The following is a 12,855-nucleotide window of genomic DNA, read 5'->3' as shown; positions in this document are numbered from 1 at the left end:
CCACGGGGTTAATCCGTGGTTTTTGTCAGGATTTCTTTACATGGCGTAAACCATGGTTTCCATATTGGAGGTCTCAGCGCGACGACTGACGCCATCGCGAGCAAGCTCGCTCCCACATTTTAATCGCGATTCTCCGAGCAAACTCATCACCCTGTGGGAGCGAGCTTGCTCGCGATGGCGCCCTCAAAAACAATACGGACATAAAGCCAGGCAAAAAAAAACGCCAACCCGAAGGTTGGCGTTTTTCACTTGCCGCTAACAGCTTACCGCTGCCTCACTCCGGCTTGCGACGACCGAAGCCTGGACGCTGACCGGAACCGGCCGGTGCACCACGGCGCTTGCCCGATGGCGTGTCACCGTCGACCAGTTTGATCCCCGGACGCTTCGGCGCAGGCTTGGCCGGGCGCTTGGTGTCAGCCGGGCGATCGGCTACCGGCGTACCACGACCTTCGCCACGCTCGGTACGGCCGTTGGCCGGACGTGGCGTACGTGGACCGCGTTCGCCGTCCTGACGGGCAGCAGGCTTGCGCCCTGGACGCTCGCCTTCGATCTGCGGCTCGCGGCTGGCACGAGGCGCGGCAGGTGCGGCGGCTGCACCAGTGGCTGGACGCAGGGTACGAACGCGCTCGGTCTTGGCCATCGGACGCGACGACTTGCGCTGCATCCGGTCAAGCTTGTCCTTGCTCTTGGCGTTCATCTGCGGCATCGCGACCGGCGTCAGGCCGACCTCGGCACTCAGGATGTCGACTTCGTACTGGCTCATTTCGCGCCAGCGGCCCATCGGCAGATCGGAGTTGAGGAACACCGGACCGAAACGCACGCGCTTCAGACGGCTGACCACCAGGCCCTGGGATTCCCACAGGCGACGAACTTCGCGGTTACGACCTTCCATCACCACGCAGTGATACCAGTGGTTGAAACCTTCACCGCCTGGCGCCTGCTTGATGTCGGTGAACTTGGCCGGGCCGTCTTCAAGGACAACGCCAGCCTTCAGACGCTCGATCATCTCGTCATCGACTTCGCCACGCACACGTACCGCATATTCACGGTCCATTTCGTAGGAAGGGTGCATCAGGCGGTTGGCCAGTTCACCGTCGGTGGTGAACATCAGCAGACCGGTGGTGTTGATGTCCAGACGACCGATGTTGATCCAGCGGCCTTCTTTCGGGCGCGGCATCTTGTCGAACACGGTCGGACGGCCTTCCGGGTCGACACGGGTGCAGATCTCGCCGTCGGGCTTGTTGTACATGATTACGCGGCGCACCGACTCGGCAGCCTCTTCGCGCTTGATCACCTTGCCATCGATGGTGATGGCGTCGTGCATGTCGACACGCTGGCCAAGGGTGGCGTCTTTGCCGTTGACCTTGATGCGGCCGTGGCTGATCCAGGCTTCCACGTCACGGCGCGAGCCGACGCCGATACGGGCGAGGACTTTCTGCAGTTTTTCGCCTGCTGGGCCGATTGGCTGGTCGTCTTGCTGGTCTTTGATACTCATCTGGGCACCTCCCGGTGTGGTCTGAAAACTGGGTACTTGGGCGAAGGGATCGCCGAAGGGTCGCGAATCATACGCGCATGAGGGCGTTTGCGCATCAGAGACTAGCTGATCAAGGCAAGGTTATTTGTTTTTCCGCCGACCGGTGGCTCGCAGCTTTCCGGGGAACACAATTCCCCCTGTGGGAGCGGGCTTGCTCGCGAATGCGTCAGGTCAGCCAACAAAGATGTCGACTGACACGCCCTCTTCGCGAGCAAGCCCGCTCCCACAATGGATCTCCACAGTTCTCAAAAATCGCATCAGTCCTCGAACTGGCGGCGTTCGGCCTCGATGGCTTCGGCCAGGGCTTGGGCTTCGGCTTCTTCGTCCGACAGTTCGGGCTCGGGTTTCGGTTGTTCGAGAGCGGCAACGGCGGCCAGGAGCTTTTCCCGGGCTTCGGCGACACCGAGGATGTCTTCTTCTTGCTCCGGTTCAATTTCCGGTTCAGGCTCGGGCTGTGCCGCTTCGACTTCTGGCTCGATGACCGACTGTTCCGGATCGAGTTCAGACGACGCCCCATCACGCAGCAAATCGTCGAAATCGGTCTTGATCCCCTCCTCCATGCTGTCCAGTTCCAGCAGCAGCGTGTGGAAACTGGTTTCTTCCTTGGGTTCTTCCGGTTCGGCACTGGCGTCGGCCAGTTCCTGCAGGGCTGCCGGTACCGGGGCATCATCGAAGTCGAGCACCGGATCCGGTTCCAGCTCGCGCAGTTCCGCCAGCGGTGGCAGGTCGTCGAGGTTCTTCAGGTTGAAGTGATCGAGGAACGCCTTGGTGGTGGCGAACATCGCCGGCTTGCCGGGCACGTCGCGGTAGCCGACGATGCGGATCCACTCGCGCTCCATCAAGGTCTTGACGATATTGCTGTTGACCGCCACGCCCCGCACGTCTTCGATTTCACCGCGGGTGATCGGCTGGCGATAGGCAATCAGCGCCATGGTTTCCAGCATGGCCCGGGAGTAACGCTGCGGGCGCTCTTCCCACAGACGCCCGACCCAAGGCGCAAATTTCTCGCGAATTTGCAGGCGATATCCCGAGGCCACTTCCTTGAGTTCAAACGCGCGGCCATCGCAGGACTTGGCGAGAATCGTCAGGGCCTTCTTGAAGACCGGTGGTTCCGGGCGTTCGCCTTCCTCGAAGAGTTCGAACAGGCTTTCCAAAGATTGCGGCTTTCCCGAGGCCAACAGAAAGGCTTCAAGCAAGGGTGCCAGATCACGGGGTTCAGTCAGGTTCATGTTTCGACTCGTTATTCGGCTCGGGCTCGCACGTGGATCGCGGCAAATGGCTCATTCTGCACCAGCTCGACCAGGGATTCCTTGACCAATTCAAGGATCGCCATGAAGGTCACCACCACCCCCAGGCGCCCTTCTTCAGCGGTGAACAGCTCGATAAACGGTACGAAACCGCCGCCCTTGAGGCGCTCCAGCACATCGCTCATGCGTTCGCGGGTCGACAGCGCTTCGCGGCTGACCTGATGGCTTTCGAACATGTCGCCACGACGCAACACCTCGGCCATGGACAACAGCAGCTCTGACAAGCGCACATCCGGCAACAGCTTGCGCGCCCGGGCCTCCGGGGCATCAAGCTTGGGCACCACCACGTCGCGACCGACGCGACTCAGGCCGTCGATGCCTTCGGCGGCAGCCTTGAAACGCTCGTATTCCTGCAAGCGGCGGATCAGTTCGGCGCGCGGATCTTCCTCTTCGTCTTCGACGGTTTCGGCCCGTGGCAGCAGCATCCGCGACTTGATCTCGGCCAGCATCGCGGCCATCACCAGGTATTCGGCGGCCAGCTCGAGGCGCACCGACTGCATCAACTCGACGTAGCCCATGTACTGGCGAGTGATTTCCGCCACCGGGATGTCGAGGATGTTGATGTTCTGTTTGCGGATCAGGTACAGCAGCAGGTCGAGCGGGCCTTCGAACGCCTCGAGAAAGACTTCGAGGGCATCCGGCGGGATGTACAGGTCCAGCGGCATTTCCATGACCGCCTGGCCATAGACCATGGCGAAGGGCAGTTCCTGCTGGGCTCCGGCCTGACTGTCGACGGGTTCTACTGCGGACATCTAGGCCTCGACCATGAACGGCGCAGGATCGCCGCAACCAACGCGAATGACTTCCGGCTCGCCGTCGGCGAGGCTGATCACGGTGGACGCCTTGATCCCGCCGAAACCGCCGTCGATGATCAGATCGACCTGATGTTCGAGCAACTGGCGCATTTCGTGCGGATCGCTCAACGGATCGTCATCGCCTGGCATGATCAGGGTTACGCTCATCAACGGCTCGCCCAGTTCAGCCAGCAGCGCCAGGGCAATCGGGTGGCTAGGCACACGCAGGCCGATGGTGCGTTTCTTCGGGTGCAACAACAGCCGCGGCACTTCGCGGGTGGCGTTGAGAATGAAGGTATACGGCCCCGGCAGATGGGCCTTGAGAATGCGGAAAGTGCCGGTGTCGATCTTGGCGAACAGCCCCAGTTGCGACAGGTCGCTGCAAATCAGCGCGAAGTTGTGCTTTTCATCCAGCTGCCGCAGACGCCGAACGCGCTCCACGGCTACCTTGTCGCCGATCTGGCAACCTATGGCGTAGGAAGAGTCCGTGGGATAAATCACCACCCCGCCCTTGCGGATGATCTCGACCGCCTGTTTGATCAGGCGCGCTTGCGGGTTTTCCGGATGAATCTGGAAAAATTGACTCACATTCTCTACCTGTTCAGACGGCGGCAATAATTGGGTCATGTTTGAATCGACACCATAGCGGTGGCAGATCCTCCGGGAGTGGCCGGTATTCACCGATCTCCGACCAGCCTCCGGGGCCATGAAAATCACTGCCGGCACTGACCAGCAGACCGAACTCGCGGGCCAGAATGGCCAGGCTGCCCACTTGCTCGGCAGGCTGGTAACCATTGACCACTTCGATGGCGTGGCCCCCTGCTTGAATATAGTCGGCAATCAGGCGACGTCGCTTGCTGCGCGTGAATTCGTAGTGCCAGGGGTGTGCCAGACTCACCCAGGCCTTGGCCGCGCGCAGGGTTTCGACGGTTTCCTCCAGGGTCGGCCAGTGTTGCTTGACGTCGCCCAGCTTGCCGGCGCCCAGCCATTTGCGGAACGCCTCGGCGCGATCCTTGACGAAACCTTCACGCACCATCCAGTCGGCGAAATGCGGGCGGGCCGGCGCGTTACCGCTGTCGCCCAGCTCCTGCTGGATCTCCCGGGCGCCTTCAAGCGCCCCCGGCATGCCTTTGAGCGCCAGTTTGCGGCTGATTTCCTCGGAGCGTAGCCAGCGGCCATCATGCAATCTGGCGATGGCCTCGACCAACGGCGCGGCGTTGACGTCAAAACCGTAGCCCAGGATATGAATGGTCGCGCCGCCCCAGGTGCAGGACAATTCGACGCCGTTGACCAGTTGCATCCCCAGCGCGGTAGCCGCGTGCCGGGCCTCGTCGAGGCCCTCGAGGGTGTCGTGATCGGTCAAGGCCAGGACTCGCACGCCTTTCTCGAACGCCCGCGCCACCAGAACCGCAGGCGCCAGGGCGCCATCGGAGGCCGTGCTATGGCAGTGCAAATCAACATTCACAGGGCTTTGTAACCTCAAATAAGCTGGCGCTATCGCGCGCCCATATGTTTGTTATTATGCCGCCACATCCTGCTTCTGGCTGCCACTGTGAAACAATTCATCGATTTCATCCCGCTACTGCTGTTTTTCATCGTCTTCAAAATCGACCCACAGGTCGTCGACATCGCCGGTCATGAGATCACTGTAGGCGGTATTTACAGCGCCACCGCGATGCTGATCGTCAGTTCCCTGGTGGTCTACGGCACACTGTTCATCAAGCAGCGCAAGCTGGAGAAGAGCCAGTGGCTGACCCTGATCGCCTGCCTGGTCTTCGGCAGCCTGACGCTCGCGTTCCACAGCGAGACGTTCCTTAAGTGGAAAGCCCCGGTGGTCAACTGGCTGTTCGCCCTTGCGTTCATCGGCAGCCACTTCGTCGGTGACAGCCTGCTGATCAAACGCATCATGGGCCATGCGCTGAGCTTGCCGGAGCCGGTCTGGACGCGCCTGAACATCGCCTGGATCGCCTTCTTCCTGTTTTGCGGTGCCGCCAACCTCTTTGTCGCGTTTACCTTCCAGAGCTACTGGGTCGACTTCAAGGTCTTCGGCAGCCTGGGCATGACTTTGCTGTTCCTGATCGGCCAGGGCATCTACCTGTCCCGTCATCTGCACGATGCCGACACCACAACGCCAAAAACCGAGGACTGACATGCTTTACGCAATCATTGCCACAGACGTCGCCAACTCCCTGGAAGCCCGCCTGGCCGCTCGGCCTGCACACCTCGAGCGCCTGCAAGTGCTCAAGGGCGAAGGTCGCATCGTACTGGCCGGCCCACATCCGGCGATCGACAGCAATGATCCGGGCGCGGCGGGTTTCACCGGCAGCCTGATCGTCGCCGAATTCGACTCCCTGAGCGCCGCCCAGGCCTGGGCCGACGCTGATCCGTACATCGCCGCAGGCGTCTACGCCAACGTTCTGGTGAAGCCGTTCAAGCAAGTCCTGCCGTAACTTTCTTCTCGCAATGCCCCACGCGGTGAACCATATCGGTTCATCGCGTTCTCAATCGCTCATTATTCTCGTTTGCCGGCCGACAACTTTCCCAATACTCGTATTGGAACCAGGAGTCGCCATGCGCAAGGGTCCGTTGTGCCTGATGTTGGTCACGTTGTCGATCGTGGCGCCCGCCCACGGTGAAGAAAACGCCGAGGGGGGCAACTCGACGCCGCTTTCCTTGAGCGCCGGAAGCCAGATCACCGAGCTGCAGCAACGCTTGAAAGAAAGCGAACGGCAACGGGAAGAACTGAACAAACAATTGCAAACTGCCGATGGCGAACGCGAAAGCCCGCTCCTGGCCCGGTTGCGCCAGGAGAACCAGCGTTTGAAGCTGCAACTCAAGGAAGCCCAGGCCAGCAGTCCGCTGCCGCGCCTGCTGACCGACCAGCAACAATGGTTCGTCATTGGCGCCGGGGTAGCGCTATTGGCTCTGCTCTGCGGTATCTTCGCCAGTGGAGCAAGTCGAAAACGTCGACAATGGCTAAATTGAGTGAGTCATGAGCGAGCTGTTACTTATTGATGATGACCAGGAGCTGTGTGAGCTCCTGAGCAGTTGGCTGAGCCAGGAAGGGTTTCAGGTTCGGGCCTGTCACGACGGCCAGAGCGCACGCCGCGCGCTGGCTGAAACCGCCCCGGCGGCCGTGGTGCTGGATGTGATGTTGCCCGATGGCAGCGGCCTGGAACTGCTCAAGCAGTTGCGCAGCGATCACCCGGATTTGCCCGTACTGATGCTCTCGGCCCGGGGCGAACCGCTGGACCGTATCCTCGGCCTGGAACTCGGCGCCGACGATTACCTGGCCAAGCCCTGCGACCCACGGGAACTGACCGCCCGCTTGCGCGCAGTCCTGCGCCGTAGCCACCCGGCGGCGGTGTCCAGCCAGATGGAACTGGGCGACCTGTGTTTCAGCCCGGTGCGCGGCGTGGTCAGCATCGACGAACAGGAATTCACCCTCACCGTCTCCGAAAGCCGCCTGCTGGAAGCCTTGCTCAAGCAACCGGGCGAGCCCCTGGACAAACAGGAACTGGCGCAGATCGCCCTCGGCCGCAAGCTGACCCTGTACGACCGCAGCCTGGACATGCACGTCAGCAACCTGCGCAAGAAGATCGGCCCACACCCCGATGGTCGACCGCGCATCGTGGCCCTGCGCAGCCGCGGTTACTACTACAGCCTGTAGGAGCAGCCGGTCGACGCTCGATTGCTCGCGATGGTCTCACAGTCAACGCGCTTTTCCAGACAGCACGCGTAATCGTTCAACTCCATCGCGAGCTCGCTCCTACAGCAAGGCACCTGGACGTTTTGTCAGGTCGGCGCAAAATCATCTTTACCCAAGCTTTACGTACCGCTGACCGCCGCTGACTTTGATCTGCGTAATCTGTACTCATCCGGAACGTACCGGGAACGAGACAAGGAGATACACCATGCGCAAGACTCTTATCGCTCTGATGTTCGCTGCTGCCCTGCCGACCGTTGCCATGGCCATGCCTGAAGGCACGGGCCCCATGGGTGGGTCGATGGACGGCTCGCGCCACGGCGGTCAGATGCACGGCATGCACGGCATGCACGGCAAAGGCCCGTACAGTGAACTGGACCTGAGCCGCGAACAGCGCGAGCAGATCCGCAAGATCATGGGCGAGCAGATGCACGAGCGTAAGCAACTGGTCGACAAGTACCTGGAGAAACTCTCGCCAGCCGACCAGAAAGCCATGGAGGACGAGATGGCCGCCAACCACAAGAAAGCGGAAGCGGATGTGCGCGCCTTGCTGAAACCGGATCAACAGAAGAAATTCGACGAGATCCAGAAAAAACAGGCTGAACGTCGCGCCGAGTGGGCCGAGTTCAAGGCCTGGAAAGCGCAACAACCGCAAAAGGCGCAATAATGCGCTGACCCCGGACCCGACGGCTGAACACCGTTGGGTCTGATGCTTTTGATCTACTGTAGGAGCGAGCCTGCTCGCGATGGACGTCAACGATAACGCGCGGCATCAGGCAGCCCGTGTTATCTATGCGTTTTTCGCGAGCAAGCTCGCTCCTACATGGGATTCTGTGTTTGTTTGAGGATTTCCTGTGCGTTCATTGTTCTGGCGTATCCTGGCCAGCTTCTGGCTGGCCATCGCCCTGGTTGCAGGGCTTTCCATCCTGCTCGGGCACATGCTCAACCAGGACGCATGGATTCTCAGCCGCCACCCGGGCCTCAACACGCTGGCCGAAGAGTGGACGCAAACCTACGAAAGCCAGGGTGAAGACGCCGCCCAGGACATTCTCCAGCAACGCAAACGCCAGTATCACATCGACGTTCAGGTGCTTAACGAAAGCGGCGATCCGCTAGTGCGCGGCACTTTCCCCAAACGTGCGGCGGCCTTTGAGGCGCGCCAGAACAATGAGGACCGGCGCCTGCCGTGGCGGCGTCTGACCGATGAGTTCACCAGCGAAAAAACCGGTGACACCTACCTGTTCATCTACCGCATCGCGCACCCGGAACTGGACGCCTGGCACCGCGAGAGCCTGCTCTGGCCGCTCAGTGCGCTGGGGATCGCCCTGGTGGTGCTGACCCTGTTCAGCCTGCTGGTGACCTTCTCCATCACTCGCCCGCTCAGCCGTCTGCGCGGCGCGGTGCATGACCTGGGACAAACCACGTATCAACAGAACAGCCTGGTCAAGCTGGCCAACCGTCGCGATGAGTTCGGCGTCCTGGCCAACGACTTCAACCGCATGGGCGCGCGCCTGCAAAGCCTGATTGGCAGTCAGCGGCAACTGCTGCGGGATGTGTCCCATGAACTGCGCTCGCCCCTCGCCCGCCTGCGTATCGCGCTGGCACTGGCCGAACGGGCCACCCCGCAAGAACGGGAACAGCTGTGGCCGCGCCTGACCCGCGAGTGCGACCGACTGGAAGCGCTGATCAGCGAAATCCTGGTACTGGCGCGGGTCGACTCCGATAACGCCAGTGCGGAAGAGGTGGACCTGAACGCCTTGCTCAATACCCTGCAAAAGGATGCGCAACTCGGTTCACCCGAGCAACTGGTCCACCTCGAAGCCGAATCGCAACTGAATCTGAAGGGCTGGCCGACCATGATCGAACGGGCCGTCGACAATCTGCTGCGCAACGCACAGCGTTTCAATCCGGTGGGTGGCCTACCGATCGAAATGCAGGCGCTGCGTCAGGGTGAGCGGATCGTCGTGACTGTGCGCGATCATGGGCCCGGGGTCAGTGCCGAATACATGAGCCAGCTCGGTGAGCCGTTCTATCGGGCGCCGGGGCAGACTGCGGCCGGACACGGCCTGGGCCTGGCCATCGCCCGGCGCGCGGCGGAGCGACATGGCGGCAGCCTGGTGCTGGCCAATCACCCGGAAGGCGGGTTCATTGCCAGCCTGGAATTGCCGTTGGTGCCGGGGGCTGTCGTACAGCCCTGAAACGGACACCCTTCGATATGAGCTACCTGGATCTACTGTGGGAGCGAGCTTGCTCGCGATGACGGCGGCACTCTCAACAATCAAATTGACTGACCGGCCGCTATCGCGAGCAAGCTCGCTCCCACAGGTTTTGCGGTGTCAGACCTTGCCAGGCCAGGCGCTGACGAACTCGGCCAGGTCAACTTTCTCGGCCACGCGCGGTTCTTTCTGCGGTGTGCCCAGATACAGGAAAGCAATCACCTCTTCCCCCTCCGCCAGGCCCAAACCCTTAGCCACATGCGGCGAGTAGGCCAGGTCACCGGTACGCCACACCGCACCAATGCCCTGCGCATACGCCGCCAGCAAAATCCCGTGGGCTGCACAGCCCGCCGCGAGCAACTGCTCTGACTTCGGATACTTGACGTGATCCTGCAACCGCGCAATCACCACCACCACCAGTGGTGCACGCAGTGGATTATTGCGCGCCTTGTCGATGGCCGCTTCGCCGACTTCGCTGTCTTGCAGTTTCGCCGCCTCGGCCAGCAACTCGCCCATCTGCTCACGCGCTGCGCCTTCCACCGTCAGGAAACGCCAAGGCTGCAAGTGACCGTGATCCGGAGCGCGCATGGCGGCGCCAAACAGCACCTCGCGCTGCTCGGCAGTGGGTGCAGGGTCAATCAGTCGTGGAACGGAAACACGGTTGAGCAAAGCGTCGAGAGCCTGCATCGGCCACCTCCTGAAAAATTTGTGCGGCTATTCTAGCTGTAACTGTCGCAGCAGTGCCGGTTTACATGCCCTGCCCCGCAGGTAGAATGGCGCCCTTTCCACTATCAGCCGAGCGGACCTCATGGCGTTGCCGACCTTACGGATCATTGGTTTCATCATCGGCATCTTCCTGATCACGCTGGCGATCTCCATGGTCGTGCCCATGGCCACGCTGGTCATTTTCGAGCGCACCAGCGATCTGCCGTCGTTCCTCTGGGCCAGCATGATCACCTTTGTCGCCGGTTTGGCGCTGGTGATTCCAGGGCGCCCCGAACATGTTCACCTGCGCCCCCGGGACATGTACCTGCTGACCGTCAGCAGTTGGCTGGTGGTGTGCATCTTCGCCGCGCTGCCATTCCTGCTGACCCAGCACATCAGCTACACCGATTCATTCTTCGAAAGCATGTCCGGCATCACGGCCACTGGCGCAACCGTGCTCAACGGCCTGGACAACATGTCCCCCGGCATCCTGATGTGGCGCTCGTTGCTGCACTGGATCGGCGGCATCGGCTTCATCGGCATGGCGGTGGCGATCCTGCCGCTGTTGCGCATCGGCGGCATGCGGCTGTTCCAGACCGAATCGTCGGACCGCTCGGAAAAGGTCATGCCCCGCTCACACATGGTGGCGCGGCTGATCGTGGCGGCCTACGTCGGCATTACCATTGTCGGCAGCCTGGCGTTCTGGTGGGCCGGGATGAGCCCGTTCGACGCCATCAACCATGCGATGTCGGCCATTTCCACCGGCGGCTTCTCGACCTCCGACCAGTCTTTGGCCAAGTGGCCGCAACCGGCGGTGCATTGGGTAGCGATCGTCATCATGATTCTCGGTGCCCTGCCGTTCACCCTGTATGTGGCCACGTTGCGTGGAAACCGTCGGGCACTGATCAAGGACGAACAGGTTCAAGGCCTGCTCGGCATGCTGCTGGTGACCTGGCTGGTGCTCGGCACCTGGTATTGGTGGACTACCCAGCTGCATTGGCTGGAGGCGTTGCGGCATGTGGCGCTGAACGTGACATCGGTGGTGACGACGACCGGTTTCGCGCTGGGGGACTACAGCCTCTGGGGCAATTTCTCGCTGATGCTGTTCTTCTACCTGGGGTTTATCGGCGGTTGTTCCGGCTCGACCGCGGGCGGGATCAAGATTTTCCGCTTCCAGGTGGCCTATATCCTGCTCAAGGCCAACCTTAACCAACTGATTCACCCGCGGGCGGTGATCAAGCAGAAGTACAACGGTCACCGCCTCGACGAAGAAATCGTGCGGTCGATCCTGACCTTTTCGTTCTTCTTTGCAATCACCATCTGTGTGATCGCGCTGCTGCTGTCGCTGCTCGGCGTGGACTGGATGACCGCGCTCACCGGCGCGGCCAGCACCGTGTCCGGTGTCGGCCCGGGGCTCGGCGAAACCATCGGCCCGGCGGGCAACTTCGCCACCCTGCCGGATGCCGCCAAGTGGATTCTCTCGTTCGGCATGCTGTTGGGCCGGTTGGAGATCATTACGGTGTTTGTGCTGTGTATTCCGGCATTTTGGCGTCATTGACCGCGTCAGGTGCTTGCATCAGCCGCATCCGGTACTCGCCGGGTGTGGCATCGAACCAGCGCCGGAAAGCACGGAAGAAGTTGCTCGGATCGGCAAACCCCAGCAAGTAGGCAATTTCCAGCAAGGTCATGTTCGGTCGTGCCAGGTACTGTTCGGCCAGTTCGCGCCGGGTATCGTCCAGCAGCGCCTGAAAACTCGTACCCTCTTCCTGCAAGCGCCGCTGCAAGGTGCGCTGGGACAGATGCAGCGTCTGCGCCACGGTATCGCGCTTGGGTTCGCCTTGGGGCAACAGGCGGCACAACACCTGCCGCGCCTTGTGGGTCACGCGGCTTTCGGAAAAACGCGCCAGGTACTCGCCGGCAAAGCGGTCATGCAGCAACGCCATGGCCTCGTTGGCCGTCGGCAGCGGCGCTTCCATATCGGCGGGTTCGAAAATCAGTGCATCGTAAGGTGCGTTGAACACCAGCGGTGCATGGAAAGCTTGTTTATAGGGTTCCAGATTGACCGGCTCGGTACCTTGCAACAACACTTTGCGCGGTTGCAATGTACGCCCGGTCAACCAGCCACACAGCGCCAAGGCACAGGCCATTGAAGCTTCGGCGCTTTGCCGGGTCGGCGGCAGATGATCGCCATGCACCGTCAGAATCAGCCCGTAGCCTTCTTCCAGCAGCTGGAAACTCAGGTCGGCACTTTCGGCGATGATCCGCTGATAGCGCACCAGGCGCTGAAAGCCTTCGGCCAGGGTCCGGCTGGACATCAAGGCGTAACCGGCCACATGAAACTGAGCCGGTCGCAGCACCTTGCCCATGTTCAGGCCGATGGCCGGGTTCCCGGACAGCTCGACCGCGCGTTGCCACAACCGGGTCATGGAATCTTGGGGGAAGCGTGCGTCCGGATCATCCAGTGCCGCGTAGTCGAGCCCCAACTGCTTGAACAGAGCCCGGCAATCCAGGCCGTCCATCTCCAGCGCTTTGACAATCCCCATCGCCCAGCTTGCAGAAGTCGTTCGTTCGCTCATGGCGTTTTCTTACATGG

Annotated in this window: 14 protein-coding genes; 7 read left to right on the top strand and 7 right to left on the bottom strand. The window is 61.4% G+C overall.

The window, feature by feature from the left end:
• Nucleotides 1–274: 274 nt before the first annotated feature.
• The 5 genes from rluB to KGA98_RS17435 form a co-directional block, all read right to left on the bottom strand.
• Nucleotides 275–1,495 (bottom strand): 23S rRNA pseudouridine(2605) synthase RluB, encoded by a 1,221-nt coding sequence (rluB, locus tag KGA98_RS17455; RefSeq protein WP_057715929.1) that lies wholly within the window; start codon nucleotides 1,493–1,495, stop codon nucleotides 275–277.
• A 296-nt stretch (nucleotides 1,496–1,791) separates the two neighbouring features.
• Nucleotides 1,792–2,763: an SMC-Scp complex subunit ScpB gene (gene scpB / locus KGA98_RS17450; RefSeq protein ID WP_223502914.1), complete on the bottom strand. Its 972-nt coding sequence runs from the start codon at nucleotides 2,761–2,763 to the stop codon at nucleotides 1,792–1,794.
• Between the two features lie 11 nt (nucleotides 2,764–2,774).
• A complete protein-coding gene (locus tag KGA98_RS17445; protein ID WP_223502933.1) occupies nucleotides 2,775–3,533 on the bottom strand; it encodes a segregation and condensation protein A in 759 nt (252 codons plus the stop codon).
• Between the two features lie 60 nt (nucleotides 3,534–3,593).
• Nucleotides 3,594–4,223, bottom strand: coding sequence for an L-threonylcarbamoyladenylate synthase (locus KGA98_RS17440; RefSeq protein WP_223502913.1), 630 nt, complete (start codon nucleotides 4,221–4,223; stop codon nucleotides 3,594–3,596).
• Nucleotides 4,224–4,236: 13 nt separating this feature from the next.
• On the bottom strand, nucleotides 4,237–5,100 hold the full coding sequence (locus KGA98_RS17435; RefSeq protein ID WP_057715932.1) for a PHP domain-containing protein: 864 nt from the start codon (nucleotides 5,098–5,100) through the stop codon (nucleotides 4,237–4,239).
• A gap of 87 nt (nucleotides 5,101–5,187) precedes the next feature.
• Here KGA98_RS17435 and KGA98_RS17430 point away from each other — a divergent pair, with 87 nt between their 5' ends.
• The 6 genes from KGA98_RS17430 to KGA98_RS17405 all read left to right on the top strand — a co-directional run bounded on the left by KGA98_RS17430 (nucleotide 5,188) and on the right by KGA98_RS17405 (nucleotide 9,539).
• Entirely contained in the window at nucleotides 5,188–5,784 is a 597-nt protein-coding gene (locus KGA98_RS17430; protein ID WP_090453780.1) for a septation protein A, read from the top strand.
• A gap of 1 nt (nucleotide 5,785) precedes the next feature.
• Complete coding sequence (locus KGA98_RS17425; RefSeq protein WP_057715934.1) at nucleotides 5,786–6,085, top strand: YciI family protein; 300 nt, start codon at nucleotides 5,786–5,788, stop codon at nucleotides 6,083–6,085.
• Nucleotides 6,086–6,206: 121 nt separating this feature from the next.
• Nucleotides 6,207–6,620, top strand: a complete 414-nt coding sequence (locus tag KGA98_RS17420) for a hypothetical protein (protein ID WP_057715935.1) — start codon at nucleotides 6,207–6,209, stop codon at nucleotides 6,618–6,620.
• A 7-nt stretch (nucleotides 6,621–6,627) separates the two neighbouring features.
• On the top strand, nucleotides 6,628–7,305 hold the full coding sequence (locus KGA98_RS17415) for a response regulator transcription factor (protein WP_007984138.1): 678 nt from the start codon (nucleotides 6,628–6,630) through the stop codon (nucleotides 7,303–7,305).
• 244 nt (nucleotides 7,306–7,549) lie between these two features.
• Entirely contained in the window at nucleotides 7,550–8,008 is a 459-nt protein-coding gene (locus KGA98_RS17410; RefSeq protein WP_223502912.1) for a Spy/CpxP family protein refolding chaperone, read from the top strand.
• A 187-nt stretch (nucleotides 8,009–8,195) separates the two neighbouring features.
• Nucleotides 8,196–9,539: a sensor histidine kinase gene (locus tag KGA98_RS17405; protein WP_057715937.1), complete on the top strand. Its 1,344-nt coding sequence runs from the start codon at nucleotides 8,196–8,198 to the stop codon at nucleotides 9,537–9,539.
• Nucleotides 9,540–9,677: 138 nt separating this feature from the next.
• Here KGA98_RS17405 and KGA98_RS17400 read toward each other — a convergent pair whose 3' ends face one another.
• Nucleotides 9,678–10,244 carry an NAD(P)H nitroreductase gene (locus tag KGA98_RS17400; RefSeq protein WP_090453776.1) on the bottom strand — a complete coding sequence of 189 codons (567 nt, stop codon included), beginning with the start codon at nucleotides 10,242–10,244 and terminating at the stop codon, nucleotides 9,678–9,680.
• A 121-nt stretch (nucleotides 10,245–10,365) separates the two neighbouring features.
• Here KGA98_RS17400 and KGA98_RS17395 point away from each other — a divergent pair, with 121 nt between their 5' ends.
• Nucleotides 10,366–11,820, top strand: coding sequence for a TrkH family potassium uptake protein (locus KGA98_RS17395; RefSeq protein ID WP_057715939.1), 1,455 nt, complete (start codon nucleotides 10,366–10,368; stop codon nucleotides 11,818–11,820).
• On the opposite strand, the gene KGA98_RS17390 is transcribed toward KGA98_RS17395, so the two are convergent.
• Nucleotides 11,777–12,838 (bottom strand): AraC family transcriptional regulator, encoded by a 1,062-nt coding sequence (locus KGA98_RS17390; protein ID WP_079246791.1) that lies wholly within the window; start codon nucleotides 12,836–12,838, stop codon nucleotides 11,777–11,779. The two genes, KGA98_RS17395 and KGA98_RS17390, sit on opposite strands and share 44 nt — an antisense overlap.
• Nucleotides 12,839–12,855 lie beyond the last annotated feature (17 nt).

The sequence above is a fragment of the Pseudomonas sp. BF-R-24 genome (assembly GCF_019947335.1).
GTDB classification, from domain to species: domain Bacteria; phylum Pseudomonadota; class Gammaproteobacteria; order Pseudomonadales; family Pseudomonadaceae; genus Aquipseudomonas; species Aquipseudomonas jessenii.
The sequence above is the reverse complement of the archived record's forward strand: the minus strand, read 5'-3'. Positions and strand labels throughout refer to the sequence as shown.

Coding starts and splice junctions, on each gene's coding strand:
- rluB (WP_057715929.1), bottom strand. CDS start 1,495: ATGAGTATCAAAGACCAGCAAGACGACCAGCCAATCGGCCCAGCAGGC.
- scpB (WP_223502914.1), bottom strand. CDS start 2,763: ATGAACCTGACTGAACCCCGTGATCTGGCACCCTTGCTTGAAGCCTTT.
- KGA98_RS17445 (WP_223502933.1), bottom strand. CDS start 3,533: ATGGTCTATGGCCAGGCGGTCATGGAAATGCCGCTGGACCTGTACATC.
- KGA98_RS17425 (WP_057715934.1), top strand. CDS start 5,786: ATGCTTTACGCAATCATTGCCACAGACGTCGCCAACTCCCTGGAAGCC.
- KGA98_RS17420 (WP_057715935.1), top strand. CDS start 6,207: ATGCGCAAGGGTCCGTTGTGCCTGATGTTGGTCACGTTGTCGATCGTG.
- KGA98_RS17415 (WP_007984138.1), top strand. CDS start 6,628: ATGAGCGAGCTGTTACTTATTGATGATGACCAGGAGCTGTGTGAGCTC.
- KGA98_RS17410 (WP_223502912.1), top strand. CDS start 7,550: ATGCGCAAGACTCTTATCGCTCTGATGTTCGCTGCTGCCCTGCCGACC.
- KGA98_RS17400 (WP_090453776.1), bottom strand. CDS start 10,244: ATGCAGGCTCTCGACGCTTTGCTCAACCGTGTTTCCGTTCCACGACTG.
- KGA98_RS17395 (WP_057715939.1), top strand. CDS start 10,366: ATGGCGTTGCCGACCTTACGGATCATTGGTTTCATCATCGGCATCTTC.
- KGA98_RS17390 (WP_079246791.1), bottom strand. CDS start 12,838: ATGAGCGAACGAACGACTTCTGCAAGCTGGGCGATGGGGATTGTCAAA.